Raw genomic sequence first — 26,084 nt, 5'->3', positions numbered from 1 at the left:
CAAGCGTGCGACCGCCCTGTTGGCTTGAGGTGTGTCGTGTCGGTTGCTCCGGTCGTGTCGCTCCCGCACCCGTTGGTGGGTGCGGTCGAGCAGATCGAGAGCGCGTTGGATCGTATGCCGCTCAGTGCGCGGGCTGGTCTGGAGCCGGTCGAGGTGCAGGGGCTGGTGGAGCGGCTGATGCGGGTCGAGGCACGGGTCAAGGCGCAGCAGGTCGCTGCTGCGCGGGTGCTGGACGCGTCGGGTCTGGCCAAGTCGCGGGGTGCGTCGTCAACCGGCGCGATGTTGGCGGGCGCGTTCGGTGGCGATCGTCGTGCTGGTGACCAGATGGTCAACATGGGCAAAGCGCTGCAGAGTGCCTCGCGGACTGAGGATGCGTTGGCTCGTGGTGAGATCGGCCCGTCGCAGGCGGCGATCATCGCGGGAGCTGTGGCGGACCTGCCTGATGACACGACGCCGGAGCAGAAGCAGGCGTGTGAGGACACGTTGATCGGTGACGCCGGGCGGTTCTCGTTGAAGGATCTGCGGAACCGGTCGAGGCGGATCACGGACCAGTTAAAACCCGCTCCTGAGGTCGACGCGATCGAGAACCAGAGTCTGGAGCGTCAGGAGTCCGAGGCGTGGCGGCGTGCCGAGTTCTGGATGGTGGACAACCGTGACGGCACCCACCGGGGTGGATTCGTTCTTCCTGACGCCCAGGCCGACATGCTGCGCACCGCGATCGAGGCGATCAGCGCACCCCGCCGCGACCACCTCCACGACGATTCACCGGCCGCGGAGTCCTACTACGACCGCGACCTGACCCACCGGCACCGCCTCGGCATGGGATTCGCCGAGCTGTGCGGCCACCTGCCCGCCGACCAGCTCCCCGGCAAGGGCGGACTCGGCGCCACGTTGATCGTCCGGCTCGACCACGAGACGCTGGTCGACGGCATCAAGGCCGCCACGTTGTCGACTGGCACCCGGTTGTCCGCCGGGCAGGCCCGGCAGATGGCCTGCCGGCTCGGCATCATTCCCCAGGTCTTTGGTGGCAAGTCCCTCCCGCTGGACCACGGGCACGAACAACGGGTCTTCACCAAGACGCAACGCCAGGCGTTGGAGAATCGCGACGGTGGCTGCACCTTCCCCGAATGTGACAGGCCACCGGAATGGTGCGAAGCCCACCACTGGCGCACAAGGTGGGCAGACGGCGGAGAAACCCGACTCGAGGACGGCGTCCTGGTCTGCCCCTTCCACCACCGCACCATCCATGACACCAGCACCGCGATCCGGATGTCACCCCTCGACGGCCACCCCGAATACCGGTCACCCGGCACAGCCGTCTGGAAACGAAACCACCGATGGCGGCCCTAGGCGGGTTCGGGCGGCAGGGCGGCTCGGCGGTGACCCCACCACCCCATCTCCTCGAGGCCTTCCTCGACGGCGGCGTTGATCGCTGCTCCGATCAGGACGGCGATCGACAGGACATACAGCCACAAGAGCACGGCGATCGGCGCTGCCAGCGGGCCGTAGATCGAGGTGCCACCGGTCGAGAAGCCGAGCGCCCAACGTACGAAGTAGCTGCCGAAGATCCACAGCAGCAGCGTGAACACGGCGCCCGGCAGACCGTGGCGCCATCGTTTACGCACCGGCACGGCCAGGTGATAGAGCGTGGTCAGGAAGCCGACCGACAGGAGCAGCACGGCCGGCCAGTAGACGTACCGCAGGAACGACCAACGATCCGACAAGCTGTCGGCCGCCACCTGCGGGCCGGCCAGCACGAGCGGCACCAGGACGATGCCGACCATCAGGGCGACGATGTAGAGCACGAACGACAGCGCGCGGGTCTTGACGATGCCCCGGTGCCCACCGAGGCCGTAGATGATCGAGATCGTGTCGATGAAGACGTTGAGAGCCCGCGAACCCGACCACAGGGCAAGGACGAACCCGATCGAGATGACGTCGATGCGTCCGCCACCGAGCACGTCGTCCAGGGTCGGGGTGATGACTTCCTTGACCGTTCCGGGCGTCAGGGCCTGCGAGGCCAGGTCGATGACCCGGTCCTTGAGCACCTCGACCTTGGCGACCTCGAAGCGCTCGGCGATGAATCCGATCGTGCCGGCGAGGCCGAAGACCAGCGGCGGGAGCGAGAGTATCGCGAAGAACGCGGCCTCGGCAGCGAGGCCCGTCACGCGGTAGCGAAAGCAGCTGCTGACCGTGCGGGCGACCAGCTTCTTGCCCGCTTCGGGGACACCCGGTCGGTCTACCGGTTCGCCCACCATGGCTCTACCGTAGCGACATGGATCCCCTGCAGCGTGCACCTTCGAATCAGGCGACCCCGCTGGTCGGATACAACATCGCCACCGCTGATCACGCGCTGATGGATGGGGTGGCCGCGTTCGGCGGGGACCACCGTGCGGAGATCGTCGAGGCGCTGACCCCGCTGGGCTCCCTGGCCGGCTCTGCGGAGGCGCGCGAGCACTGGCACCTGGCCAACGAGAACGAGCCGGTCCTGCGTACGGCCGACCGCTACGGCAACCGCATCGACGAGATCGAGTTCCACCCCTCGTGGCACTGGCTGATGGCACAGGGCGTCGGCTTCGGCCTGACCGCCGAGCCGTGGGTCTCGCAGAGCCCGGTCGCCCACCTCAAGCGGGCCGCAGGCTTCTTCGCCTGGGGACAGACCGAGCAGGGCCACATGTGCCCGATCACGATGACGTACGCCGTCGTGCCCGCACTGCGCGCCGACGACGCCCTCGCCAAGCAGTGGACGACCGGGCTGGCGTCGAGGACGTACGACTTCGGACTGCGGCCGCCCGAGCAGAAGTCCGGCCTGCTCGCCGGCATGGGCATGACCGAGAAGCAGGGCGGCTCGGACCTGCGCACCAACACCACGGTTGCCGCACCAACCGAGACCCATGGCGAGTACCTCATCACCGGCCACAAGTGGTTCACGTCGGCGCCGATGAACGACGTCTTCCTCGTCCTGGCCCAAGCACCCGAGGGCATGACGTGCTTCGTGGTGCCCCGCGTGCGCCCCGACGGCAGCCGCAACGCGCTCTCGGTCGTGCGGCTCAAGGACAAGCTCGGCAACCGGTCCAACGCCTCCAGCGAGCTGGAATTCAACGACGCCCACGCCGTACGCCTCGGCGACGAGGGCCGCGGCATCCGCACGATCATCGAGATGGTCTCGGCGACGCGGATGGACTGCATCCTCGGGTCGGCCGGCATCATGCGCAAGGCGCTGGCCGAAGCCGCCTGGCACACGTCGCAGCGCGCAGCGTTCGGTGCGACCCTCGCCGACCAGCCCGCCATGACCAACGTGCTCGCCGACCTCGCGGTCGAGAGCGAGGCCGCGACCCTGGTCGCGCTGCGACTGGCCAGCGCGGTCGACCACCTCAACGACCCGCACGAGCAGGCGCTGCGGCGCATCGGCCTTGCGCTCGAGAAGTTCTGGGTCTGCAAGCGCACCCCGTTCATGGTCGCCGAGGCACTGGAGTGCCTGGGCGGCAACGGGTACGTCGAGGAGTCCGGCATGCCGCTGCTGTTCCGCGAGTCGCCGCTCAACTCGATCTGGGAGGGCAGCGGCAACGTCAACGCGCTCGACGTGCTGCGTGCCTTGAGTCGTGAGCCGGAGAGCCTCGACGCGTGGATCACCGAGGTCGGCTCCGTACGCGGCGAGGACGCGCGGCTCGACGCCGTCGTCGACGAGGTCCTCACCGAGCTCGCCGACCTGAGCGACGTCGAGGTGCGCGCCCGGCGCATCGCCGGCCGCATGGCCGTGGCGCTGCAGGGCACGGTTCTCCTCAAGCACGGCGACCCTGCGGTCGCCGACGCGTTCTGCGCCTCACGCCTCGCAGGCGACTGGGGAGGTACGTTCGGCACGCTGCCCCGCGGGCTCGACCTCGCGGGCATCGTCGCCCGTGCCACCCCTCACCTGGAGAACTGAATGCGCCTTCTGTCCATGGCGGCCTTGCTGTCCGCCCTGATCACCCTTGTCTCGGCGCTGGCACTGAGGGCGGCCGACGCGACGCTCGCCGTCGCCGCCGTGGCTGCGGTCGCGATCCTGTTCACCTGGTACGCCCAGCTGCACTCGAGCGAGCAGCGCTCGACGCTCGGCCTCGCCAACCCGGCAGCCGTGCTCACGCTCGCCGTCGTCGGCCGCCGTCCTTGGGCGACGATCCTGCCGGCGCTGGCGGCCCACACCGTCGGCGCCGTGCTCGGCGGGCTCGCCGCCCTGGGACTCGACGACCGGCTCGGCGACACGTTGGTCTTCACCCAGCCCGGGCTCGTGGTGACGGCCGTGGGCGCGGCGATCGTCGGCGTGATCGGTGCGTGGACGACGCTGAGCGTCGACGGTGGCGGCCCCGATGCACTCGCGGGCATACCGGCGGTCGTGAGCGGAGCGGTCCTGCCCTTGGGGCTGCTCACGGTCTTCCACCCGGCGGCCGTGATCGGCCTCGCGACCGCGGGCCTGGTGCCGTGGGACGTCGCGCTGGTGGCCGCAGGCAGTGCCCTTGCGGCGTCGATCGCGGGAGCATACGCCGTCACAGTGCTCGTGCCACACGAGTGACCCAGCCCACAAAGGACAGCGGTTTCCCGCGTGAACCTCGCGCGCAATCTCATACTCTGGATGCCCGTCCCACATAGTAAGACCAGTGCTTGTCGGGAGCATGAGACCGCCCGCAGACTGTTTCCCATGCTTAGTGCGCAGACCCTCTGGCTCGTGGGACGACTTCACGTCGACCTCGGTCGCGCCCGCAACATGATGTGTCGTTGATACACGCGCGACCTCTGCACTGATTTCGATCATCCAGGCGTGCGGCGACAAACATCGTGACGCAATCGTCCTGATCGCCGTGTGCCCTGCCTCCAAGGGAAGTTCATGGCCTCAGCACCCGGCACCGACACACCAGCCCGTCGCCCGCGCCCCAAGCGCGGCGAGGGCCAGTGGGCGTTGGGCTACCGCGAGCCGCTGAACGCCAACGAGCAGTCCAAGAAGGACGACAACCCGCTCAACGTCCGCGCCCGCATCGAGAACATCTACGCGCACCGGGGCTTCGAGTCGATCGATCCCGGCGACATGCGCGGCCGGTTCCGCTGGTGGGGCCTCTACACGCAGCGCAAGCCCGGCATCGACGGCGGCAAGACCGCGACGCTCGAGCCCGAAGAGCTCGACGACAAGTACTTCATGCTCCGCGTACGCATCGACGGCGGCCAGCTCAACCTCGAGCAGCTGCGCACCGTCGCCGACCTGTCGGTCGAGTACGCCCGTGACTCCGCAGACCTCACCGACCGGCAGAACGTCCAGTACCACTGGATCGACATCCGCGACGTCCCCACGATCTGGAACCGCCTCGAGGCTGTCGGCCTGTCGACGCAGGAAGCATGCGGCGACTGCCCCCGCGTGATCCTCGGCAGCCCGGTCGCCGGCGTCTCCGAGGACGAGATCATCGACGGCACCTCCGCGATCGAGCGGATCGAGAACGAGTTCATCGGCGACAAGGAGTTCTCGAACCTCCCCCGCAAGTTCAAGACCGCGATCAGCGGTCACCCCGGACACGACGTCGTGCCGCAGATCAACGACATCGCGTTCGCCGGTGCGGTGCACCCTGAGCACGGTCCGGGCTTCGACCTCTGGGTCGGCGGCGGGTTGTCGACCAACCCGATGCTGGCGCAGCGCCTCGGCGTCTGGGTCCCGCTCGACGAGGTGCCCGAGGTGTGGAAGGGCGTCACGAGCATCTTCCGCGACTACGGCTACCGCCGGCTGCGCACCCGTGCACGCCTGAAGTTCCTGATCGCCGACTGGGGCGTCGAGAAGTTCCGCGAGGTGCTCGAGACGGAGTACCTCGGACGTACGCTGATCGATCTCGACGAGCCTGAGGCTCCCGAGACCCCCGCCGACCACGTGGGCGTGTTCCGCCAAAAGGACGGCAAGTTCTTCGTGGGCGCCGCCGCGACCGTCGGCCGGATCTCCGGCACCCTGCTGCACCAGGTCGCCGACATCGTCGAGGCGCACGGCAGTGACCGCGTACGCACGACACCCATGCAGAAGCTGCTGGTGCTCGACGTCGACGAGGACAAGGTCGAGTCGCTCGTGGCCGCCCTCGCCGAGATCGGCCTCAACGCCCGTCCCTCACAGTGGCGTCGCAACACGATGGCCTGCACCGGCATCGAGTACTGCAAGCTCGCGATCGTCAACACCAAGGACCGCGCCAAGGAGCTCATCGGCGAGCTCGAGCAGCGTGTGCCCGAGCTCGACACGCCGATCACGGTCAACGTCAACGGCTGCCCCAACTCGTGCGCCCGCATCCAGACCGCCGACATCGGCCTCAAGGGCATGCTCGTGATGGACGAGGACGGCAACCAGGTCGAGGGATTCCAGGTGCACCTCGGTGGCGCGCTCGGGCTCGAGGCCGGCTTCGGCCGCAAGCTCCGCGCGCACAAGGTCATCGGCGACCACCTGCCCGACTACATCGAGAAGCTCTCGCGGACCTACCTCGAGCAGCGGGAGGACGCCGAGTCCTTCGCCCGCTGGGTGGCCCGCGCCGACGAGGAGGTGCTCCGCTGATGACTGCGCGCGCCGTTCCCTTCCACTGCCCGTACTGCGCCGACGAGGACCTGCGTCCCCACGGCGACACGCACGGCGAGTGGGAGTGCCGATCGTGTCTGAGGGCGTTCCGCCTCGGCTTCATCGGCCAGCTCTCCCCCAGCAACCTGACCACCCACGATTCCCCCGCAACATCAACCCAAGCACCACCTCGGAAGGAGGATGCATCATGACCGCACCAGCACTCATTGCTCTTGCGCACGGCAGCCGCGACCCGCGTTCTGCCAAGACGATCTCAGCCCTTACGGAGTTGGTCGCATGCATGCGTCCCGACCTCCGGGTGGAGCCTGCGTTCCTCGATCTCGCCGATCCCGACTTCGACCGGGTCGTCGACCAGCTGGTGGCCGAGGGCTTCCAGGAGATCGTGGTCGTCCCGCTGCTGCTGACCGAGGCGTTCCACGCCAACGTCGACGTGCCGCAGGTCATCAAGGCCGCGCTCAAGCGCCACGACGGCATCAAGATCGAGGCGACCAAGGTCCTCGGCATCGAGAACGCGTTCTTCCACGTGCTCGACAAGCGGCTGCGTGAGGCACTGTCCAAGAACCGGGTGCGTGAGCTCGACGCGCTCGTCCTGGCCGGTGCCGGCTCGTCCGACCCGATCGCCAACGCCGCGATCTCCCGGGCAGCCCGTGCCTGGGGCGCGCACCACAAGCTGCCGACGATCGCCGCGTTCGCGTCGGCGGTCCCGCCGGCCGCGGGCGAGGCCGTACGCACGCACCGTGCTGACGGTCGTCGTCACATCGCCGTCGGCCAGCTCTTCCTCGCGCCGGGCGTCCTGCCCGACCGGGTGGCCGAGCTGGCGTACGAGGCCGGCGCGGTCGCCGTGGCCGAGCCTCTGGGCGTCGACGTCGAGGTGGCCCGGGTCATCCTGGCCCGCTACGCCGTTGGCGCGGTCGACCTGGTCCCGTTCGAGGCACTGTTCGCCTGAGTAGTACCTGAGGCGGAGGCAGCCGGTCCCTGCAGTCACGGGACCGGCGCCTCCGGCTGATCCGCCGGCGGGCGCCTCGCTCGTACGTTCGTGGCATGCCGGATCGCGACGCCCTGAAGCCCACCCGACATCGCGAGACCTGGCCCGACGTGGCCAAGGGTGTCTGCATCGTCCTCGTGGTGCTCTGGCACGTCGTCACGAAGCATTACCAGCGCGTCGACTGGGACACCTCCCTGCCGTTCTCCGCGGCATGGGGCTCGCTCGGCGAGCAGCTCCTGCCGTTGCGCATGCCGCTGTTCTTCACCATCTCGGGCCTCTTCGCGATCGGTGCCGTCAACCGCCCGTGGCCGACCTTGGTCCGCACCCGGATTGGCAAGTTCGCGACCCTGTATGCCATCTGGCTGCTGATCCACACCGCGGTCATGTGGTTCACCCCCAGCTTCGACACCGCGCGTGCCCGCGGCCCGCTGCAGCTGGTCGAGCAGCTCACGATCACCCCGACCAACCTCTGGTACCTCTACGCCCTCGCGCTCTACTTCCTCGTCGCGCGCGTCACCGCCAAGGTGCCGACCGTCTGGCTGCTCACAGCGGCATTCCTGCTCTCGGCAGTCGCGGCAGCCCACCTGCTGCCGGTGCCGAGCAACCGCGGGCAGGTCTACCAGAATGCGTTCTTCTTCCTCGCCGGCCTGCGCCTGGGACCGACCGTCACGGCGTACGTGGTGAAGGTTGATCGGCGTCGCCTGGTCACGAGTGCCGCGGCGTACGCGTCGGCGCTCACGGCGATGGCAGCGCTCGGTGCGCAGCAGTGGTTCGGGGTATGGCCGGCGGTGTCGATCCTCGCGACCTGGTTCGGGGTCACGGGAGCCGTGCTGCTCAGCCGGCACCTGCCGCGCCCCGCGGCCCTGCTGAGCCGCCTGGGCGTGCGCACCTTGCCGATCTACGTGATCCACCTGCCGCTGCTGGCCGTGCTCGACCGCCTGTTGCGCGGGCCGCTGTCGGTGCTCGAGCCGCGCACGCCCGTGCTGGCGGCGATCGAGCCCGTCCTGCTCACGGCCCTGCTGATCGGCGCCTGCCTCGGCCTGCACCGCGGCTTGCGGGCGTGCGGCCTTCGCCGGTTGTTCGAGCCGTTCCCTGACCGGAGGCTCGTCGCGTCACATCGCGGCTAGGCGGGCCTTCTCGGCCTCGACGTCGAAATCCGCCTTGGGCCAGTCGAGGTCCAGGTCCCGCAGACGCTCGATCAGGAGCGTCGCGACAGCCCAGTTGCGGTACCACTTGCGGCCGCTGGGGACCACGTGCCACGGCGCGTGATCCGTCGAGCAGCGCTCGAGCGCCACGGCGTACGCGTGCTGGTAGTCGGCCCACAGCATCCGCTCGTCGAGGTCACCGGGGTTGTACTTCCAGTGCTTCGTCGGATCGTCGAGCCGCGCCACGAGCCGTTCCTTCTGGTCGTCCGTCGTGATGTGCAGGAAGCACTTGATCAGGATGCCGCCGGAGTCCGTGAACGCCTTCTCGAAGTCGTTGATCGCGCCATACCGCCGCTCGATCTCCTCCGGCGTGGCCAGCTGCCGCACCCGGCCGATCAGCACGTCCTCGTAGTGCGAGCGGTCGAAGACGCCGATCAGACCGGCCTCGGGCAGCCTGCGCTCGACCCGCCAGAGGAAGTCGTGCTCGAGCTCGTCGGACGTCGGCTTCTTGAACGACGTGATCGCGAGGCCCTGCGGGTCGACGAGGCCGGCGACGTGCCGGATGATGCCGCCCTTGCCGGACGTGTCCATGCCCTGCAGCACGAGCAGCACACGCGTCGGGCTCGCACCGGATCGCCCACCTGCGAAGAGCTTCTCCTGCAGGTCGCTGAGCTCCTCGCCCATCGCCGCCAGCTGCTTCTCGGCGTCGGCCTTCTTGCCGTCGAACCCGGTCGTGGCGCGCGAGTCGTACGCCGAGAGGTCGACCGGGCTGGTCACGGTGAGCGCGGGGCTGAGGAGGTTGGCCATCCCCGAAGTATGCCCGGGACTCCGCAGGTCGTCCTGCCGGCGCCGGATCCCATACCAGCGGGTGACGGTTCGGTACTTGAGGTGGAGGCCGCGGGCGCCCGCGATTCGTAGCGTCGATGTCATGACGATTCTCATCGGCGACTCGCGCGTCGCCTCGATCCCGGTCAGGGACAACGGCGATCCCCTGGTCAGCCTGGGAGACCTCGCGCCGACAGCAGTCGGCGCGGGCGGGCTGGCACGTCGAAGCCTGGCGCTCCGTCTCGAGGCGGCGAACGACCTGCTTCCGGCCGGGATCGGCCTCCGGGTCGTGGAGGGGTTTCGCACCGCCTCCGCCCAGCAGGCGATCATCGGCGCGTACTCCCGCCGGCTCCGCGAGGAGCGGCCTGGCCTCGAGCAGGCCGAGCTCGGCCGGCTGGTCAGCCGATACGTCGCGCCGCTGGACAACGCGCCTCACGTCGCTGGCGCAGCGGTCGACCTGACCCTCGTGGACCCCGACGGAGCCGAGCTGTGGATGGGCTCGGCCCTGGACGCCACGCCCGAGGAGAGCGACGGCGCCTGCTTCACGGCAGCGCCCGGGCTCGACGCCCTCGCACAGGCGCACCGGGCCCTGCTCGTCGCCACGCTGGAGTCCGTCGGCCTCGTCAACTACCCCACCGAGTGGTGGCACTGGAGCTTCGGCGACCGCTACTGGGCGTACGTGACCCGTGCCCCGTATGCCCGCTACGGAGCGCTGACCGAGACGGCCGCAGCATGAGCGCCGACATCGCCACCCAGGCACTGCCGCGGCAGCAGAGCGGGCCCGTGCTCGAGATCGACCTCGAAGCGGTCGCCACGAACACCCGCCTGCTCGCCGACCGGGCGACCGGCGAGCTCATGGCGGTCGTCAAGGCCGACGGGTTCGGACACGGAGCCGAGGCCGTGGCGCGCACCGCGCTGGCGAACGGCGCGACCTCCCTCGGCGTCACCTCGATCCAGGAGGCAACCGCCCTGCGCGATGCCGGCCTGGTCGCCCCCGTGCTGAGCTGGCTCAACACGCCGGAGGCTGACTTCGCCGCGGCGATTCGCCGTGACATCGACCTGGCCGTGCCGACTGCCGACCATCTCGCGGCGATCGCCGGTGCTGCCGCTCGTACGGGACGGGTCGCCGCGATCCATCTGCACGCCGACACCGGCATGGCCCGCGACGGCGCGGCGCCGGCCGACTGGTTGCGACTCTGCGTCCTCGCGCGGGAGGCGCAGCACCGCGGACACGTACGCGTCGTCGGTCTGATGGGACACCTCAGCTCGGCCGACGACCCGGCCGACCCCGCGAACGTCGCAGGACGGCGGGCGTTCGCACGGTTCAGCCGCATCGCTCGCGCCAGTGGGCTGCGCCCGGCCACCCGGCACCTCGCGGCGACCGCGGCGACCCTCACCGACCCACGGAGCCACCACCAGCTGTGCCGCGTCGGCGCCGGGCTCGTGGGCATCGATCCCAGCGGCACGACCGCCCTGCGGGGGGCCATGACGCTCACGGCTCCGGTGGTGAACGTCCGCCGGGTACCTGCCGGCACGCCCGTGGGATACGGACACACGTACGTGACCGACGGCGCCGCAACCCTCGCGCTGCTGCCGGTCGGATACGCCGATGGCATGCCACGGGCCGCGTCCGGGCAGGCGGAGGTGCTGGTGCGCGGCCGGCGCCGCCCCGTCGTCGGCCTGATCTCGATGGACCAGATGGTCGTCGACGTCACCGGCGTACGCGTCGGGGCCGGTGAGCTCGTGACGATCCTGGGGCCCGGAGAGCGAGGCGAGCCCACGATGGCCGACTGGGCCACCTGGTCCGGCACCTTGCCGCACGAGATCGTGACGGGGCTCGGCTCACGCCTGACCCGCTCGGTGATCCCCGCGGCGCCGCACCTCAGGAGCCTGCCGTGAAGCGCCTCGTGGTGGCTGTCATCGGCGGCGGAGCGAACTGCGAGCACGCCGTGTCATTGGCGTCGGCCGCCTCCGTCGCCTCGGCGCTGGACCCAGGGCTGCACGACGTCAGGTCCCTCACGATCGGCCAGGACGGCGTCTGGTCCGATGCCTCGGGCCCGCTCGGCAGCTCTGCGGCCGAGAGCCTGGCGGCGGCTCTCGTACGCATCGCAGGCTGCGACGTGGTGCTGCCGATCGTGCACGGACCGCGTGGCGAGGACGGCACCCTGGCCGCGCTCTGCGAGCTTGCCGGCGTCCCGTACGCCGGCAGTGGCGTACGCGGGGGTGCCATCGCGATGGACAAGTGGGCCACCAAGCTCGTCGCCGACGCGCTCGGGATCGGTACGGCCCGCGGTGTCCTGCTGACGGCGCGCGACGCCCGCAACATCGGCCACCACTCCCCTGTCGTGGTCAAACCGGTCGCCGCCGGATCGAGCCACGGCGTGACCCTGGTGCACGAGGCAGCCGAGCTCGACCCGGCCATCGACGCGGCGCTCGCGCTGGACGACCGGGTGCTCGTCGAGGAGCTGGTCGTGGGCCGCGAGGTCGACATCGCCGTCCTCGAGCGCGCCGACGGCAGCCGGCTCGTCGGTCCGGCATTGGAGATCATCGTGGCACCCGACTCCGTGTTCGACCTGGCCACGAAGTACGACGGCAGCGCCGACTTCCGGCTGCCGGCCGATCTCGAGGAGGCCGAGCACAAGGGCCTCGTCGATGCCGCACTGGCGCTGTTCGATGCTCTCGGCTGCGCCGGGGTCGCCCGGTTCGACTTCTTCGTCACCGCCGAGGGCCTTGTGCTCAACGAGGTCAACACGATGCCGGGCCTGACCGCTGAGTCGCAGGTCCCGCGGATGTTCGCCGCGATCGGTCTCCCGTACGCCGATCTGCTCGCCGAGCTGGTCCAGGCGGCGCTCGGCACGTCCCGGCGTCGATGATTCCGTGCTCATCGCTGCAACGGCCGGGTGGCTCACCGTGATTTCATGGTGTGAGCACCTGCTGGATCACCCGCTCGGAGGCATTCCCATCGCACGGCGACGCACTGGAACACCATGACGATGTCCATGTCTGGTTTCGCGACCCCGGAGGCCCGCCGCGAGTGGTGGCCGGACGCCACGCTCGGAGGTGCCGTCGCTTTCGTCGGACTGGCCGAGCAGAGCTCGGGATTCCAGTTCCTCGACGAGTTCACCCGCGACTCGTTGATTTTGATCCTCGGCTTCGGCGTCGCCGCCGGCCTGTCGCGCCGGATCCCGGGCGCCGCCCTGGTCATCGTCTGGCTGACCTGCCTGGTGCAGGTGCTCTCGGGGACGCACCTGATGATCGTCGAGCTGGCCGTGGGCATCGTCGCCTTCGGCACGGCACGCTACGGCAGCCCGCTCGTGGTCTGGCTCAGTGGCCTGTCCATCCCGGTCGGCACCCTGGCGGCCGTCGTCGTCGTGCACGAGGTGGGATCCGGGTTCCTGATGCGGCTCTACAACCCGGTGAGGACGATCTACGCCGATGGTTCGGTCGGGCCCGCCACGATGGCGGTCTTCGGGCTCGGTGTGCTCGCCGTCCCGTGGCTGCTGGGCCTGCTGGTCCGCAGCCGGGCGCAGACCGAGGTGTCCCGAGCCGATCGCGACGTCGCCGAGTCACTGCGCGAGGAGGCCGAGGCTGGCCGGGCGCAGGCGCAGGAGATCGCCGACCTCCGTGCTGAGCAGGCCCGGCTCGCGCACGACGTGCACGACGTCGTCGGGCACTCCCTGGCCGTGATCCTGGCCCAGGCCGAGTCGGCCCAGTTCCTCTCGGACGACGACATCGATCGCATCCGGCAGACGCTGGAGAACGTCGCGGTCTCGGCGCGACGGTCACTGCAGGACGTACGCACCGTGCTCGCGGGTGAGGACGCAGTCGGCACCGCCACGGCGAGTCTCGACAGCCTGGTCGACAGCCTGCGGATCGCCGGCAACGACCTGCGCTCATCGGTCATCGGCGAACCGCGACCCCTGCCGCCTGAGCTCGAGGTCGTCGCGTACCGCGTCCTGCAGGAGATGCTGACCAACGCGCTCAAGCACGGGCGTCGAGCCGAGCCCGTGTGGGTCGAGCGCCACTGGGAGGGAGACCTGCGGATCGAGGTGCGCAACCTGGTCGACGTGTCCGACGAGCCCGACTGGCCGATCGAAGGTGCCGTCCCGGACACGACGCCAGGCATCGGCATCGACGGCATGCGCCAACGGGTCGAGTCCGTGGGCGGGCACCTCGACGTACGCCGCCGGCACGACGACGAGCACGGCACGACGTTCACCACGACGGCGTGGGTGCCCTTCCGCACGGCGACGGTCGACGCATGAGCGACGACATCCGGGTCGTCCTGGTCGACGACCAAGAGCTGTTCCGCGCCGGCGTGTCGGTGATCGTCGACGCACAGCCCGGGATGGCAGTCGTCGGCGAGGCGGCCGATGGGCGTGAGGGGGTGCGGCTGGTCGACGAGCTGGAGCCTGATGTCGTGCTGATGGACATACGGATGCCCGAGCTCGACGGGGTCGAGGCGACGCGCCTGATCTTCTCCCCCGACCGCGTCGCACGACGAAGCTCCCCCGTGCGCGTCGTCGTGCTCACGACGTTCAACCTCGACGACCGTGCGGCGACGGCGATCCGTCACGGTGCGAGCGGCTTCCTGCTCAAGGACGCGACGCCGGTCATGCTGCGCGACGCCATTCGCACGGTGCACGCCGGCAACGCGGTCCTCGCGCCCGACGACCTGACGTCCCTGCTCGAGGGCACGTTCCGCACTCGGCGACCGGTCCCCGCGGGCTTCGAGCAGCTCACGCAGAAGGAACGCGACGTCCTCAGCGCCGTGGCTCGCGGCCTCAGCAACGCGGAGGTCGCCCAGGAGTCCTTCACCAGCGAGTCGACCGTCAAGACCCACGTCGGCGCGATCCTGCGCAAGCTCAACCTGCGCGATCGCGTGCAGATCGTGGTGTTCGCGCACGAGCACGGACTGGTCGGCAGAGGCTGACGTGCAGGCGATGCACCCGCCCGTAGGATGATCCCCATGTATGACGTTGCCCTCCTCATCGAACGCCAGCTCAACGCCCTCGACGCCGACCAGATCATCGCGCTGCACGAAGGGCTCGAGGACACCGTCCGCTACCACCTGCTGCTGCCGGTCGAGAACTCCAACGCGATCCTGACCTCGTCCATGAGCGCACTCGGCTCGGGCCAGATCGTGCCGATCGGCGAGCCGGACGCCGTCGAGGACGTGCAGGAGGAGATCGTCAAGGCCGGGCAGTCCGAGCTCGACGCCAGCGCCGGCCTCCTCAGCGAACGTGGCCAGCAGGTCACCGCGCTGCTCACCGAGGACGACCCGATCGACGCGCTCGTCCAGCTCGTCAAGGACACCGGCTCGTCCGAGGCCATCATCCTCACCGAGCCGCACGTCGTGCAGGAGTTCCTCCGGATCGACTGGACCGCACGGGCGCAGCGCAAGCTCGAGGTCCCCAGCGTCCACCTGCTCGAGCACGTGCCCTTCGACGCGCAGCGCTGACCTACGTCACCGCTTCGTCACGGCTCAGCCCCACACCCGCGCGTACGCTGGACACATGACGTACGACGTGGAGAAGACCGAGGAAGAGTGGAAGGCCGAGCTCAGCCCCGAGGAGTACCAGGTGCTGCGCAAGCAGGGCACCGAGCGGCCGTTCAGCTCGTCGTACGAGACCGATCCGACGATCGGGGTCTACGCGTGTCGCGCCTGCGGGGCTGAGCTGTTCCGCAGCGAGACCAAGTTCGACGCGCACTGCGGCTGGCCCGCGTTCTATGCGCCGCTCGCCGAGGATCGCGTCCAGTACATCGAGGACCGCTCGCTCTTCGGCGGCGTACGCACCGAGGTCCGCTGCTCGCGCTGCGGCTCGCACCTCGGGCACGTGTTCGAGGGCGAAGGCTTCCCGACACCCACGGATCAGCGCTTCTGCATCAACGGCGTGGCCCTTCAGCTCGCCCCTGATGCCTGAACCGGAGGCCGCCTGCGGCCGGAGCGTTCAGGCAGGTTGAGCGATCGCGGCGAAGCCGCCCGATGACGAAACCAGGTGAGCGAACTCGCCAACGCCACTCACGGCCAGAGCTCGGTGAGCTCGGTGACCGTGTGAGCGCGGCCGGTGTAGAACGGGACTTCCTCGCGTACGTGGCGCCGGGCCCGGCTCGCGCGGAGCTCGCGCATCAGGTCGACGATGCGGTGCAGCTCGTCGGCCTCGAACGCGAGGATCCACTCGTAGTCGCCGAGCGCGAACGACGCGACGGTGTTGGCGCGTACGTCTGGATAGTCGCGGGCCTGCATGCCGTGCTCGCGCAGCATGTCGCGGCGCTCCTCGTCCGGCAGGAGGTACCACTCGTACGACCGGACGAAAGGGTAGACACAGACGTAGGGGTGCGTCTCCTCCTCGGCCATGAACGCCGGGATGTGCGAGCGGTTGAACTCAGCTGGACGATGCAGCGCGAGCTGTGACCAGACCGGCGCGAGGTGCGAGCCGAGCTCGGTGCGGCGGAAGGCGTTGTAGGCGGCCTGGAGCGCATCGCTCGTCGGCGCGTGCCACCAGACCATGAGGTCGGCGTCGGCCCTCAGGCCGCTCAGGTCGTACGTCCCGCGCACCACGACGTCGTCGGCGGCGAGCTTGGCGATCAGCTCGTCGACCTCCGCCGCGATCGCGGCGCGGGGTGCGTCGCCGAGCACGCGCTCGAGGCGGAAGACCGACCACATCGTGTAGCGGATCGTGTCGTTGATCTCCTTGGCCAGCTTGCCCTTGTTCTCCACCCGCTCGCTCATGAACCCATTGTCCCAGCGTCGAGGATGCGTCGCGCAGCCGCCCGACCCGAGGCGATGACCGCAGGGATGCCGACGCCGTTGTAGGCCGCGCCGCAGACCTCGAGCCCGGGCACCGTCGCGACCGAGCGCTCAACAGTCGCGACGCGATCGAGGTGTCCGACGTCGTACTGCGGCAGCCCGCCGCCCCACCGCTGCACGACCTGGTCGATCGGCTCGGGCAGGCCACCGAACGCCGCGCGCAGGTCGGCCAGCGCGCGAGCTGCGATGTCGCCGTCGTCGTGCTGCAGCAGCGTGGCCTCACCGGCCCTGCCGACCGAGGCGCGGATGACGGTGCGACCGCTGTCGGCGACCCACTGCCACTTGTTGGACGAGACCGTCGCTGCCTTGATGAACGTGTGGTCGACCGGCGGCACGAGGAAGCCTGACCCGTCGAACGCGGGCGGCTCGTCGAAGACGTACGTGACGATCGCCATGCTGGCGTACTCGATCGCGGCCAGCGCGAACGCCGCGTCAGGTGCGTCCTCGGCGATCAGCCGCGCGGCGGCCGGTGCCGGCGCTGCCACGACGACGGCGTCGACGTCGAGGTGCTCGACGTCGGTGGTCGGCCCGACCGACAGCCGCCAGCCGTCGGATGTACGCGTGATGGCTCGCACCGTCGACTCGAGGCGTACGTCGATGCCGTCGGTCGCAGCGACGGCCGCGGGCAGCTGGCCCACTCCCCCGACCAGGCCGGCGAACACCGGGCCGGTCGCGTTGGCAGTCGCCCGGGCGGCCGCCGCGCCCGCAAGAAGGTCGGGGCCCAGCGCGGCGATCTGCGGCGTCGTCGCGCGCAGCGAGAGCGAGTCGGTGTGCCCGGCGTACACCCCACCGAGCAGCGGCTCGACGAGGCGGTCCAGCACGTCCCGGCCCAGGCGCTCGGTCACGAACGAGGCGACCGAGACGTCCTCGTCGGGCACCGGCACGACGTGCGGGTCGACCGTCGCGATGCCGGAAGCCGACAGCGCCGCCACGTCGGCCGGTATGCCCATGACCGTCGGCGGCATCGGACGCAGCGACCCGTGCGTCCAGATCGACGCGGTGATCGTGTGGGGGTTGACGACATGGGCGTCGAGGCCGACGGCGTGCACCAGGTCGAGCGCCTCGGGCCGGCGGGCCAGCATCGACTCGGCGCCCAGGTCGAGCGTCAGGTCGCCGGCCGAGCCGAGCTTGAGCTTGCCGCCGAGGCGGTCCGAGCCCTCCAGCACGATGACGTCGGCACCGCCGGTGGCCAGCTCGTACGCGGCGGCGAGGCCGGACATGCCACCGCCGACGACCGCTACGCGCATGTCAGCGAGAGACCGGCTCGTAGCCGTGGACGAACTCGACGAGTCGCGTGAGCGCGTCGGGGTCCATCGCCGGCGTCACGCCGTGCCCGAGGTTGAAGATGTGGCCCTCCGCGGCGCGTCCGGCCTCGATGACCTCCGCCGCTCGGGCGTGCAGGAACTCGGTGGGCGCGAAGACCGCAGCCGGGTCGAGGTTGCCCTGCACCGCCTTGCCGGGGCCGATGCGGCGTACGGCCTCGTCGAGCGGCACCCGCCAGTCGACGCCGACGACGTCAGCGCCGGCTTCGCCCATCGCGTGCAGCAGCTCGCCCGTGCCGACGCCGAAGTGGATGCGCGGGACGCCGAGGTCGGCCACCGACGCGAGCACCGCGGCCGAGTGCGGCTTGACGTACGTCTCGTAGTCGGCGAGCGACAGCGCACCGGCCCACGAGTCGAACAGCTGGATCGCCGACGCACCGGCCTGGACCTGGAGGCGCAGGAACTGTCCCGCGATCGCCGCGATGCGGCCCAGCAGCGCGTGCCACAGCTCGGGCTCGGAGTACATAAGCTGCTTGGTCAACCGGTGGTCGCGCGACGGTCCGCCCTCGACGAGATAGGACGCGAGCGTGAACGGTGCACCGGCGAAACCGATGAGCGGCGTGGCCCCCAACTCGCCGGTCAGTGCCGTGACGGCGTCGGTGATCGGCGTGACGTCGTCGGGCTCGAGGTCACGGAGCTGGTCGAGCTGTGCGAGCGAGCGGATGGGCTCGGCGACGACCGGTCCCGTGCCGGGCACGATGTCGAGGTCGACGCCAATCGCCTTGAGGGGCACCACGATGTCGGAGTAGAAGACCGCGGCGTCGACGCCGTAACGACGTATCGGCTGCATCGTGATCTCGACGACCATGTCGGTGCGGAAGCACGACTCGAGCATCGGGACGCCCTCGCGGATGGCGAGGTACTCGGGCAACGCGCGACCGGCCTGGCGCATGAACCACACCGGTGTGTGGGCAGGGCGCTCGCCGCGGGCTGCCTGCAGGAAGGCACTGTCAGTGAGGGTCACGGTCACACTTCATTCTCTCAGGTGCGCAAATGCCTCAAGAGGGCAGTGACCCGGCTCGTGCGGAGTGTCGGGACCCGACCTGACCCCGGCACGCCTACGATCACAGTGTGGGAGCCCGAAGCGACATCGACCGCACCCCCGCGCAGTTCACCGCTGCGGTGGAGCACATACGGCAAGCCGTCCTTCGACCCGAGGTCGTGGTCGACGAGATGCCAGCGCCCCAACGCATCGCACCGCACGCCTTCGCCATCAGCGGGGACGTGCTCGTCGGTGAGGACGAGCTCGCCACCGGACGATTCATCCTGCTGCATGACCCTGCCGGAAACGACGCCTGGGGCGGTACGTTCCGTTGTGTGACGTTTGCTCGCGCCGACATCGAGGCCGACATGGCAGCAGATCCCGTGCTGCCCAGCGTCGGCTGGAGCTGGCTGACCGAGGCCCTCGAGGCGTACGGCAGCGGCTACACGGCCGGCAGCGGCAGCGTCACGGTCGTACGCTCCGAGGGCTTCGGCGAGATGGAGGCCGACGGCTCGGACGCGCAGATCGAGGTGCGCGCGTCGTGGACGCCGATGATCGATCCCCCGACACCGGGCATGGACTCCCACGCGGCAGCCTGGTCCAACTTGTTGTGCGCGATCGCCGGCCTGCCCCCCTTGGCGCCCGGCGTCATCCCCCTACCCCGCAGGCGTGGTGTCCGTTGACCCAGTCCGACCCCACGACTCCCGACGAGACCCCGACCGACGCCGTCGCACAAGAGACGGCGGAGCCGGTCACACCCCAAGCGCCTCGCCTCGAGCTCCGCGACCCGCTGCCGCCGGTCGTCAACACCCCCGAGCTGCTGCGCGACACGTGCGAGCGCATCGCCGCCGGCACGGGACCGATCGCCCTCGACGCCGAGCGGGCCTCGGGCTATCGCTACTCCCAGCGGGCCTACCTCGTGCAGGTACGCCGTGAGGGCTCTGGCACGCACCTCATCGATCCCACGGCCTTCGACAGCCTTGTTCCGCTCGACACCGCGTTCGACGGCAATGAGTGGATCCTGCACGCCGCGACGCAGGACCTCATGTGCCTCGCCGAGGTCGGCCTCTATCCCGAGTCGCTGTTCGACACCGAGCTGGCCGGCCGGCTGCTCAACCTGCCGCGTGTCGGGCTCGCGGCCCTGGTCGAGCACTACCTCGGACTGAGCCTGGCCAAGGAGTTCTCCGCGGCCGACTGGTCGACCCGCCCGCTGCCCGAGCCGTGGCTCGTCTACGCGGCCCTCGACGTCGAGGTGCTGGTCGAGCTCCGCGACCTCATCGACGCCGACCTCCAGAAGGCCGGCAAGCGCGAATGGGCCGCCGAGGAGTTCGAGGCACTGCTCACGTTCCAGGGACCGCCCGAGCGCAAGGAGCCGTGGCGCCGTACGTCGGGCCTCCACAAGGCTCGCGGACGCCGCGCCCTCGGCCTGGTCCGGGAGATCTGGGAGACCCGCGACGCGATCGCCGAGGCGCGCGACACGACGCCGGGGCGCATCCTGCCCGACACCTCGATCCTCGAGATCGCGGTCAACCCGCCCAAGGACGAGAACGCGCTCAAGTCGATGCGCATCATGAAGAACCGCGGGCCGCGCCGGTTCGTCAGCGAGTGGTACGACGCGGTCGAACGCGGCCTGACCCTCGACGAGGCCGAGCTGCCGACGACCGGTCAACGTACGGACGGCCCGCCCCCGCCGCGCGCTTGGGCCGACAAGAACCCTGACGCCGCCGGGCGCCTCGCCCGGGCCCGCGAGGTCGTCGTCGAGCTCGCCGAGAAGCACGACCTGCCGACCGAGAACCTCATCAGTCCCCAGCTCGTCCGCAACCTGGCCTGGGAGCCGCCGACCCCGATCACGGTCGACTCGGTCACCGCGGCCCTTCTCGCCGACGGTGCGCGGGCGTGGCAGATCGGCCTGATCGTCGATCCCCTCACGGCAGCGCTCGCTGCCGATCCGGTGTGACGTAGTTCTTAGGTTCTCGATCGTTAGGTAAGCGCCACCTAAGTTACGATCGAGGATGTGTTCGCCAACCTCCTGATCGGTCTCCGCGAGGGCCTCGAAGCCAGCCTGATCGTCAGCATCCTGATCGCGTACCTCGTCAAGACCAAGCGTCGCCACGAGATCCGCTACGTGTGGCTCGGAGTCGCCGCCGCGATCGTCCTCGTCGTCGCCGTCTTCACGTTCGTGACGATCGCGTTCGAGGCACTGTCGTTCCGGGCGCAGGAGGGCGTGGGCGGCACGCTGTCGATCCTCGCCGCAGGCCTGGTGACCTGGATGATCTTCTGGATGCGCCGCACGGCTCGCGGGCTCAAGAAGGAGCTCGAGGGCGAGATGGCCTCGGCCGTCGCGCTCGGCAACGGCGCCATCGCACTCGTCGCGTTCCTCACGGTGGGCCGTGAGGGGCTCGAGACGGCGGCGATCATGTGGAGCACGATCGCCAATGCCTACTCCCCGCAACCGTTCATCGGCGCCACGCTCGGCTTCATCATCGCGATCCTGCTCGGCATCGGCATCTACCGCGGCGCGATCAAGGTCAACCTCGGCAAGTTCTTCACGATCACCGGGTTCCTGCTGATCATCGTGGCAGCGGGGGTCTTGGCGTACGGCGTGTACGACCTGCAGGAGGCCGGCTTCCTGCCCCGCCTGACCGGTGACGTCGGCAGCATCAGCCACCTCGGCAACGCGATCTTCGACATCTCCTCGACGATCCCCAAGGACAGCTGGTACGGCACGCTGCTCAAGGGCACCGTCAACTTCCAGCCCGACCCGTCGTGGCTGCAGGGCATCTGCTGGGCGGCCTACCTCGCAGTCATCCTGCCGCTCTACCTGCGCAAGCCCAAGGCGGTCGCGACACCCGCCGAAAACAAGGTCGTCCAGAGCGCCTGATCTTGGGTGCCCGCGGTTACGGTTGTCGCATGACCGGAGGGATTCCGCGGGGAGCAATGACATGACCGAGTTCAAGCGACCGTCGTTGCCGGGCTCTGCCTTGTTCGAGGCCCAGGCCGACGGTGCCGATCCGGCCGAGATGGCCGCCGCCGGTCACCGCATCGCCAACCTGTTGGTCCGTGGCCCGCGCTCGGGCGACGACCAGGGGCTGGTCGACCGGGTCCTGCACCTTGCGGACGAGGAAGGGCTCGGCGTCATCGCCGACCTGTGGTCGCACGCCGCGGCAGACAGCCTCGCCGGGGCGCTGTGGCGGCTCTACCTCCTGCGCACGTGGGTCTACCGGCAGCCCGAGCAGGCGGCTCGCGAGTTCGCCGCCGGCAAGGCGTACGCGCCGGTGCACGAGGTGCTCGCCGGCGTCGTCGACCCGCCGGGGCCCGAGGAAGTCATCGCTCTCGTCGACACGGTCGTACGCGGGATCGTCGGTGCCGACTTCGACGTGACGCTCGACCGCGCAGCGGCCTTCGCGCACATCGTGGGGGTGGGCCGGGCCCAGCTGGAGAGCGGCGATCCGCAGAGCGCGGCCAAGCTCGTCGACACCGCCGTGCACCTTCGCCGGGCCGCGGAGCTCGAGCGCTCAGACCGCCTGCACTGACGCTCGGTTGATCTGAGTCACACACGTCGTTCACGGTGCTTGAGTTGCGCCCGTGCTCGGTTAGGCTGGTGCACGCGTCGGGCTGTGGTAGCCCCGGGTCCCAAAATTAGCCGCTTCGAGCGGCCACGCGCCGTGAGGCGCTTCCCAGCCCGGCGCGACCCTCACACGTACGGGTCAGCGCCGCGGCGCGAACGTCGTGTACGACTGGGCCGGACGGCCGAGCTCAGCCAGCTCGTCGAGATCCTCAGCGGTCGGCATCCACTCACCTGCAGCCGCGTTGGCGGCGACCTGCTCCGGCTTGGTGGCACCGGCGATGACGCTCGTGACGGCCGGCTGGGCCGCGAGTCCGCCGATCGCGAGATCGAGGATCGAGATGTCGCGCGCTGCCGCGAATGACTCCAGCGCCTCGATGCGGTCCCAGTCGGCGCTCTCGAGGCGGCCCCGCTGCACTGCGAGGCGGGTGCCCTCCGGGGCGTCCTCACCCCGCGTGTACTTGCCGGTCAGCAGGCCGTACGCCAGCGGGAAGTACGGCAGCAGGCCGACGCCCAGCGCCTCGCACGCCGGGACGAGCTCGGTCTCGGCGGTGCGGTTGTAGAGCGAGTACTCGTTCTGCGCCGTCACGAACGACTCGAGGCCGCTGGTCCGGGACGTCCAGTCGGCGTCGACGACCTGCCACGCCTGCAGGTTGGAGCTGCCGATCGCGCGGACCTTGCCCTCCTTGACGAGCTCGGTCATCGCGCCGAGCGTCTCCTCGATCGGCGTCGAGGGGTCGGGGGTGTGCAGCTGGTAGAGGTCGACGTGGTCGGTCCCGAGCCGCTTGAGGCTCGCCTCGATGGCCGTACGCACGTAGGTCGCGGTGCCACGCCGGCCGCCGTCGTCGCCGTTGACGCCCTGCATGTCCATGCCGAACTTCGTCGCGATGACCACCTCGTCGCGGCGCCCCTTGAGCGCGTCGCCGAGCAGCTGCTCGCTCTGGCCCGTGCCGTAGACGTCGGCGGTGTCGAAGAAGTCGACGCCGTGCTCGAATGCCGCGTCGACGACGGCTCTTGTCTGGTCCGCGTCGATGCGGGTGCCGAAGGCGTTGCACCCGACGCCGACGGTCGAGACGGTGATGCTGCTGGTTCCGAGGTTGCGGCGGGAGATCGTCATGCGTCCAGCCTAGGCAGGCGATCGGTGCGACCGGCAACCGTCTCATCTCACGTACACTCGCCAGATGTTCTCGAGGCATGCAGCGCGCAGGATCGCCGCTGCCCTGACGGCTGCGCTGGTCGCCGTCCTGCTCGTGACGTTCGGCGGACCCGCCCGGGCCAGCGCGCACCGCACCACGGTCGGCAACCCCAGCCACGCCGGCTCCGCTGCCAAGGCGGCGCGGACGCCCCAGGCTCTCCTCGCGGCACACCACCATCAGCAGACCCCGCAGCACCTCGACCTGGCCTCGACCCCGCCGACCGCGACCCCGGACGTACGTCCGACCGCCGCCGACGCGACCCCCGAGACCCTCGTCGTACGAACCGGGAGTGACCGCGTCACCCCGACCGGACGGGCGCCGCCGGCTCTTTGAGCCCGCGCCATCCACCCGTCCTTCCACGCTCCTGCGTGTCGCTCGAAAGCTGACCCATGTCTCGTGCCCCACTGTGGCGCGCCGTCGCCGCATTCGCCGTCGTCGCCATCTCCCTGATCTTTGCCCTGACCAGCACCGCCAACCTCGGCCTCGACCTCAAGGGCGGCACCCAGATCGTCCTGCAGGCCAAGGACTCCGACCGCGCCAAGGCCAACGCCGAGTCGACCGATCGCGCCCTCGGAGTGCTGCGCGGCCGCGTCGATGCGCTCGGCGTCGCCGAGCCCACGCTGGCGCGCTCCGGCGACACCCGCATCATCGTCGAGCTGCCCGGCGTGCAGGACCCGCGCGAGGCGGCGAAGGTCATCGGCCAGACCGCACAATTGTCGTTCCACGAGGTGCTGCGCATCCCGGCCGCCGACGAGAAGGCGGCCAAGGGCGAGCAGGTGCTCAACGACGAGAGCGGCGCCCCCGTCGTCATCGGCAAGGCCCTCCTCGACGGGACCGGGGTCAAGAACGCCACGGCCGAGACCGAGCAGCAAGGCCTCGGCGAATGGGTCGTCGGCGTGACGTTCAACGGCTCGGGCAGCGGCGGGTGGAAGGAGCTCGTGGCCGACGCGTGCGCCAACACCGCAGCCGGCAACCGGGTCGCGATCGTGCTCGACGACAAGGTCATCTCCTCCCCCGGCGTCGTCCCTGAGCTCTGCGCCTCCGGCGGCGGCAACAGCACGCAGATCCAGGGCAGCTTCACGCAGGAGTCGGCCAAGGACCTGGCCGTGCTGATCAAGGGCGGCGCCCTGCCGATCGAGGTCGAGATCGTCGAGCAGAGGACCGTCGGCCCCACGCTCGGCAAGGTCGCGATCGACGCCTCGATCGAGGCCGCGATCATCGGCATCGTCCTCACCGGGCTGTTCATCATGTTCGTCTACCGGCTCGTCGGCCTGCTCGCCACGATCGCCCTGGGTGCGTACGCCCTCATCTCGTACGGTCTGCTCGTCTGGCTCGGTGCGACCCTCACGCTGCCCGGTCTCGCCGGCTTCGTCCTCGCGATCGGGCTCGCGATCGACGCCAACGTGCTGGTCTTCGAACGAGCGCGTGAGGAGTATGCCGAGCGCAGGGCCGGCGGCCTGTCCCCCGCGCTCAACACCGGCTTCAACAAGGCGTGGTCGGCGATCATCGACTCCAACGTCACGACCCTGCTCGCGGCCGCGCTGCTGTTCTTCTTCGCGTCCGGTCCCGTCAAGGGGTTCGGCGTGACGCTGTCCATCGGTGTCGTGGCCTCGATGGTGTCGGCGCTGGTCGTCGCGCGAGTGCTGAGCGAGTGGGCGATGCGTCGGGCGTACGTCCGGAAGCATCCGGGCATCAGCGGCATCGCCGGCACGGGACGCATCCGCGCGTGGCTCACCGAGAGCGGCCCCAACCTCATGAAGCGCAGCGGCACGTGGATCGCCGTCACGCTGGTCGTCGCGGTGATCTCGATCGGTGGCATCGCCCTGCGCGGCCTCAACCTCGGTGTCGAGTTCACCGGCGGGCGCTTGCTGGAGTACTCCTCGTCGCAGTCCGTCGACGTCGACGACGCTCGTGACGCCGTGGGCGAAGCCGGTTTCCCCAAGGCCGTCGTGCAGTCGTCGTCCGGCGAGGGCGGCAAGGAGAACATCACGGTGCGCGTCGACGACATCACCAACGACGAGGCATTCGAGATCGAGAAGGCCCTCACCGGGGTGGCCGGCGACGTCGAGAAGGAACGCGACGAGCTCGTCGGTCCGAGCCTCGGCAAGGAGCTGCGCGACAAGGCGCTGATCGCGTTCGGCATCGCTATCGCCGCTCAGATGATCTATCTCGCGTGGCGGTTCCGTTGGACGTACGCCGCGGCGGCCGTGCTGTCGATGTCGTCGGTGGTGCTGACCGTGGTCGGCGTGTTCGCGTGGTGGGGCAAGCCGATCGACGGCGTGTTCCTCGCGGCGGTGCTGTCGATCATCGGTCTGGCGGTCAACGACACGATCGTCGTGTTCGACCGCATCCGCGAGCACACCCGCGAGAACCGCAAGCGGCCCCTGCGGGAGGTGGTCAACGAGGCGATCCTGCAGACGATCCCCCGCACGATCAACACGGGGCTGGGCGCGATGTTCATCCTCGCGGCGCTGGCGGTGCTGGGCGGCGACTCGCTGACCGACTTCGCGATCGCGTTGCTGCTGGGCCTGTCGGTCGGCATCCTGTCGACGATCTTCACGGCGTCGGCGTTGGCGGTCGTGCTCGAGGAGCGGTGGCCGTACGACCCGACGGAGCCCGGTGCACGGGTCATCGACCCGTACGCGAATGTCGATGACGGCAGGTCGACGGGCGCGGTGGTGTGAG

General features: G+C 69.9%; 25 protein-coding genes. 19 read left to right on the top strand and 6 right to left on the bottom strand.

Annotated features, from left to right (window positions below):
* Positions 1 to 36 precede the first annotated feature (36 nt).
* Positions 37 to 1,350, top strand: coding sequence for an HNH endonuclease signature motif containing protein (locus tag BOSE46_RS05435; protein ID WP_159539006.1), 1,314 nt, complete (start codon positions 37 to 39; stop codon positions 1,348 to 1,350).
* Here BOSE46_RS05435 and BOSE46_RS05430 read toward each other — a convergent pair.
* Positions 1,347 to 2,258: a YihY/virulence factor BrkB family protein gene (locus BOSE46_RS05430; protein WP_159539004.1), complete on the bottom strand. Its 912-nt coding sequence runs from the start codon at positions 2,256 to 2,258 to the stop codon at positions 1,347 to 1,349. The two genes, BOSE46_RS05435 and BOSE46_RS05430, sit on opposite strands and share 4 nt — an antisense overlap.
* Before the next feature lie 17 nt (positions 2,259 to 2,275).
* Here BOSE46_RS05430 and BOSE46_RS05425 point away from each other — a divergent pair, with 17 nt between their 5' ends.
* From BOSE46_RS05425 to BOSE46_RS05405, 5 genes are all read left to right on the top strand, one after another.
* Entirely contained in the window at positions 2,276 to 3,925 is a 1,650-nt protein-coding gene (locus BOSE46_RS05425) for an acyl-CoA dehydrogenase family protein (RefSeq protein WP_159539002.1), read from the top strand.
* On the top strand, positions 3,926 to 4,549 hold the full coding sequence (locus tag BOSE46_RS05420; RefSeq protein WP_159539000.1) for a hypothetical protein: 624 nt from the start codon (positions 3,926 to 3,928) through the stop codon (positions 4,547 to 4,549).
* 312 nt (positions 4,550 to 4,861) lie between these two features.
* Positions 4,862 to 6,547 (top strand): nitrite/sulfite reductase, encoded by a 1,686-nt coding sequence (locus BOSE46_RS05415; protein WP_159538998.1) that lies wholly within the window; start codon positions 4,862 to 4,864, stop codon positions 6,545 to 6,547.
* A gap of 208 nt (positions 6,548 to 6,755) precedes the next feature.
* On the top strand, positions 6,756 to 7,514 hold the full coding sequence (locus BOSE46_RS05410; protein WP_159538996.1) for a sirohydrochlorin chelatase: 759 nt from the start codon (positions 6,756 to 6,758) through the stop codon (positions 7,512 to 7,514).
* A 95-nt stretch (positions 7,515 to 7,609) separates the two neighbouring features.
* Positions 7,610 to 8,680, top strand: coding sequence for an acyltransferase family protein (locus BOSE46_RS05405; RefSeq protein WP_159538993.1), 1,071 nt, complete (start codon positions 7,610 to 7,612; stop codon positions 8,678 to 8,680).
* Here BOSE46_RS05405 and BOSE46_RS05400 read toward each other — a convergent pair.
* Complete coding sequence (locus BOSE46_RS05400) at positions 8,666 to 9,505, bottom strand: PPK2 family polyphosphate kinase (RefSeq protein WP_159538991.1); 840 nt, start codon at positions 9,503 to 9,505, stop codon at positions 8,666 to 8,668. The two genes, BOSE46_RS05405 and BOSE46_RS05400, sit on opposite strands and share 15 nt — an antisense overlap.
* 121 nt (positions 9,506 to 9,626) lie before the next feature.
* On the opposite strand from BOSE46_RS05400, the gene BOSE46_RS05395 reads away from it, so the two are divergent.
* The 7 genes from BOSE46_RS05395 (at position 9,627) to msrB (ending at position 15,447) form a co-directional block, all read left to right on the top strand.
* Positions 9,627 to 10,259 (top strand): M15 family metallopeptidase, encoded by a 633-nt coding sequence (locus BOSE46_RS05395; RefSeq protein ID WP_159538989.1) that lies wholly within the window; start codon positions 9,627 to 9,629, stop codon positions 10,257 to 10,259.
* A complete protein-coding gene (gene alr, locus BOSE46_RS05390) occupies positions 10,256 to 11,422 on the top strand; it encodes an alanine racemase (protein ID WP_159538987.1) in 1,167 nt (388 codons plus the stop codon). Before BOSE46_RS05395 ends, alr begins: the two co-directional genes overlap by 4 nt.
* A complete protein-coding gene (locus BOSE46_RS05385; protein WP_159538985.1) occupies positions 11,419 to 12,396 on the top strand; it encodes a D-alanine--D-alanine ligase in 978 nt (325 codons plus the stop codon). Before alr ends, BOSE46_RS05385 begins: the two co-directional genes overlap by 4 nt.
* A 126-nt stretch (positions 12,397 to 12,522) precedes the next feature.
* Positions 12,523 to 13,788 (top strand): sensor histidine kinase, encoded by a 1,266-nt coding sequence (locus tag BOSE46_RS05380; protein ID WP_159538983.1) that lies wholly within the window; start codon positions 12,523 to 12,525, stop codon positions 13,786 to 13,788.
* Positions 13,785 to 14,456: a response regulator transcription factor gene (locus tag BOSE46_RS05375; protein WP_159538981.1), complete on the top strand. Its 672-nt coding sequence runs from the start codon at positions 13,785 to 13,787 to the stop codon at positions 14,454 to 14,456. Before BOSE46_RS05380 ends, BOSE46_RS05375 begins: the two co-directional genes overlap by 4 nt.
* A 36-nt stretch (positions 14,457 to 14,492) precedes the next feature.
* Positions 14,493 to 14,984, top strand: a complete 492-nt coding sequence (locus BOSE46_RS05370) for a hypothetical protein (RefSeq protein ID WP_159538979.1) — start codon at positions 14,493 to 14,495, stop codon at positions 14,982 to 14,984.
* Positions 14,985 to 15,039: 55 nt separating this feature from the next.
* On the top strand, positions 15,040 to 15,447 hold the full coding sequence (gene msrB / locus BOSE46_RS05365; RefSeq protein WP_159538977.1) for a peptide-methionine (R)-S-oxide reductase MsrB: 408 nt from the start codon (positions 15,040 to 15,042) through the stop codon (positions 15,445 to 15,447).
* 98 nt (positions 15,448 to 15,545) lie between these two features.
* On the opposite strand, the gene hemQ is transcribed toward msrB, so the two are convergent.
* From hemQ to hemE, 3 genes are read right to left on the bottom strand one after another with little or no spacing between them, the layout of a single operon-like run.
* The gene (gene hemQ / locus BOSE46_RS05360; protein ID WP_159538975.1) at positions 15,546 to 16,256 is read right to left on the bottom strand and encodes a hydrogen peroxide-dependent heme synthase; all 711 of its coding nucleotides are present in this window, start codon (positions 16,254 to 16,256) and stop codon (positions 15,546 to 15,548) included.
* Complete coding sequence (gene hemG, locus BOSE46_RS05355; protein WP_159538973.1) at positions 16,253 to 17,581, bottom strand: protoporphyrinogen oxidase; 1,329 nt, start codon at positions 17,579 to 17,581, stop codon at positions 16,253 to 16,255. The genes hemQ and hemG overlap by 4 nt, the downstream gene beginning before the upstream one ends.
* Position 17,582: 1 nt before the next feature.
* Positions 17,583 to 18,626, bottom strand: coding sequence for a uroporphyrinogen decarboxylase (hemE, locus tag BOSE46_RS05350; protein ID WP_159538971.1), 1,044 nt, complete (start codon positions 18,624 to 18,626; stop codon positions 17,583 to 17,585).
* A 101-nt stretch (positions 18,627 to 18,727) separates the two neighbouring features.
* On the opposite strand from hemE, the gene BOSE46_RS05345 reads away from it, so the two are divergent.
* The 4 genes from BOSE46_RS05345 to BOSE46_RS05330 all read left to right on the top strand — a co-directional run bounded on the left by BOSE46_RS05345 (position 18,728) and on the right by BOSE46_RS05330 (position 22,171).
* Complete coding sequence (locus BOSE46_RS05345) at positions 18,728 to 19,321, top strand: DUF3000 domain-containing protein (RefSeq protein WP_159538969.1); 594 nt, start codon at positions 18,728 to 18,730, stop codon at positions 19,319 to 19,321.
* Positions 19,318 to 20,595 (top strand): ribonuclease D, encoded by a 1,278-nt coding sequence (locus BOSE46_RS05340; protein ID WP_159538967.1) that lies wholly within the window; start codon positions 19,318 to 19,320, stop codon positions 20,593 to 20,595. Before BOSE46_RS05345 ends, BOSE46_RS05340 begins: the two co-directional genes overlap by 4 nt.
* Positions 20,596 to 20,652: 57 nt before the next feature.
* Entirely contained in the window at positions 20,653 to 21,519 is an 867-nt protein-coding gene (efeU, locus tag BOSE46_RS05335; RefSeq protein ID WP_159538965.1) for an iron uptake transporter permease EfeU, read from the top strand.
* Between the two features lie 61 nt (positions 21,520 to 21,580).
* Positions 21,581 to 22,171 carry a hypothetical protein gene (locus BOSE46_RS05330; protein ID WP_159538963.1) on the top strand — a complete coding sequence of 197 codons (591 nt, stop codon included), beginning with the start codon at positions 21,581 to 21,583 and terminating at the stop codon, positions 22,169 to 22,171.
* 174 nt (positions 22,172 to 22,345) lie between these two features.
* Here the strand turns inward: BOSE46_RS05330 and BOSE46_RS05325 are convergent, their stop codons facing one another.
* Positions 22,346 to 23,320, bottom strand: coding sequence for an aldo/keto reductase (locus BOSE46_RS05325; protein ID WP_159538961.1), 975 nt, complete (start codon positions 23,318 to 23,320; stop codon positions 22,346 to 22,348).
* A gap of 64 nt (positions 23,321 to 23,384) precedes the next feature.
* Between BOSE46_RS05325 and BOSE46_RS05320 the strand changes: the two genes are divergently transcribed.
* Positions 23,385 to 23,732 carry a hypothetical protein gene (locus tag BOSE46_RS05320; protein WP_159538959.1) on the top strand — a complete coding sequence of 116 codons (348 nt, stop codon included), beginning with the start codon at positions 23,385 to 23,387 and terminating at the stop codon, positions 23,730 to 23,732.
* A 56-nt stretch (positions 23,733 to 23,788) separates the two neighbouring features.
* Positions 23,789 to 26,083 carry a protein translocase subunit SecD gene (gene secD / locus BOSE46_RS05315; protein WP_159538957.1) on the top strand — a complete coding sequence of 765 codons (2,295 nt, stop codon included), beginning with the start codon at positions 23,789 to 23,791 and terminating at the stop codon, positions 26,081 to 26,083.
* Position 26,084 lies beyond the last annotated feature (1 nt).

It is taken from the genome of Aeromicrobium sp. 9AM, from assembly GCF_902506105.1.
Classification (GTDB): domain Bacteria; phylum Actinomycetota; class Actinomycetes; order Propionibacteriales; family Nocardioidaceae; genus Aeromicrobium.
Note: the sequence above shows the minus strand (reverse complement) of the source record. Positions and strands in the feature narration are given on the sequence as shown.

What these genes read in the sequence shown, in the direction of transcription:
- BOSE46_RS05400 (WP_159538991.1), bottom strand. Translation starts at nt 9,505, where the DNA reads ATGGCCAACCTCCTCAGCCCCGCGCTCACCGTGACCAGCCCGGTCGAC.
- msrB (WP_159538977.1), top strand. Translation starts at nt 15,040, where the DNA reads ATGACGTACGACGTGGAGAAGACCGAGGAAGAGTGGAAGGCCGAGCTC.
- BOSE46_RS05430 (WP_159539004.1), bottom strand. Translation starts at nt 2,258, where the DNA reads ATGGTGGGCGAACCGGTAGACCGACCGGGTGTCCCCGAAGCGGGCAAG.
- alr (WP_159538987.1), top strand. Translation starts at nt 10,256, where the DNA reads ATGAGCGCCGACATCGCCACCCAGGCACTGCCGCGGCAGCAGAGCGGG.
- secD (WP_159538957.1), top strand. Translation starts at nt 23,789, where the DNA reads ATGTCTCGTGCCCCACTGTGGCGCGCCGTCGCCGCATTCGCCGTCGTC.
- BOSE46_RS05420 (WP_159539000.1), top strand. Translation starts at nt 3,926, where the DNA reads ATGCGCCTTCTGTCCATGGCGGCCTTGCTGTCCGCCCTGATCACCCTT.
- BOSE46_RS05405 (WP_159538993.1), top strand. Translation starts at nt 7,610, where the DNA reads ATGCCGGATCGCGACGCCCTGAAGCCCACCCGACATCGCGAGACCTGG.
- BOSE46_RS05375 (WP_159538981.1), top strand. Translation starts at nt 13,785, where the DNA reads ATGAGCGACGACATCCGGGTCGTCCTGGTCGACGACCAAGAGCTGTTC.
- BOSE46_RS05395 (WP_159538989.1), top strand. Translation starts at nt 9,627, where the DNA reads ATGACGATTCTCATCGGCGACTCGCGCGTCGCCTCGATCCCGGTCAGG.
- BOSE46_RS05415 (WP_159538998.1), top strand. Translation starts at nt 4,862, where the DNA reads ATGGCCTCAGCACCCGGCACCGACACACCAGCCCGTCGCCCGCGCCCC.
- hemQ (WP_159538975.1), bottom strand. Translation starts at nt 16,256, where the DNA reads ATGAGCGAGCGGGTGGAGAACAAGGGCAAGCTGGCCAAGGAGATCAAC.
- BOSE46_RS05320 (WP_159538959.1), top strand. Translation starts at nt 23,385, where the DNA reads ATGTTCTCGAGGCATGCAGCGCGCAGGATCGCCGCTGCCCTGACGGCT.
- BOSE46_RS05370 (WP_159538979.1), top strand. Translation starts at nt 14,493, where the DNA reads ATGTATGACGTTGCCCTCCTCATCGAACGCCAGCTCAACGCCCTCGAC.
- BOSE46_RS05380 (WP_159538983.1), top strand. Translation starts at nt 12,523, where the DNA reads ATGTCTGGTTTCGCGACCCCGGAGGCCCGCCGCGAGTGGTGGCCGGAC.
- BOSE46_RS05410 (WP_159538996.1), top strand. Translation starts at nt 6,756, where the DNA reads ATGACCGCACCAGCACTCATTGCTCTTGCGCACGGCAGCCGCGACCCG.
- BOSE46_RS05330 (WP_159538963.1), top strand. Translation starts at nt 21,581, where the DNA reads ATGACCGAGTTCAAGCGACCGTCGTTGCCGGGCTCTGCCTTGTTCGAG.
- BOSE46_RS05325 (WP_159538961.1), bottom strand. Translation starts at nt 23,320, where the DNA reads ATGACGATCTCCCGCCGCAACCTCGGAACCAGCAGCATCACCGTCTCG.
- BOSE46_RS05425 (WP_159539002.1), top strand. Translation starts at nt 2,276, where the DNA reads ATGGATCCCCTGCAGCGTGCACCTTCGAATCAGGCGACCCCGCTGGTC.
- hemG (WP_159538973.1), bottom strand. Translation starts at nt 17,581, where the DNA reads ATGCGCGTAGCGGTCGTCGGCGGTGGCATGTCCGGCCTCGCCGCCGCG.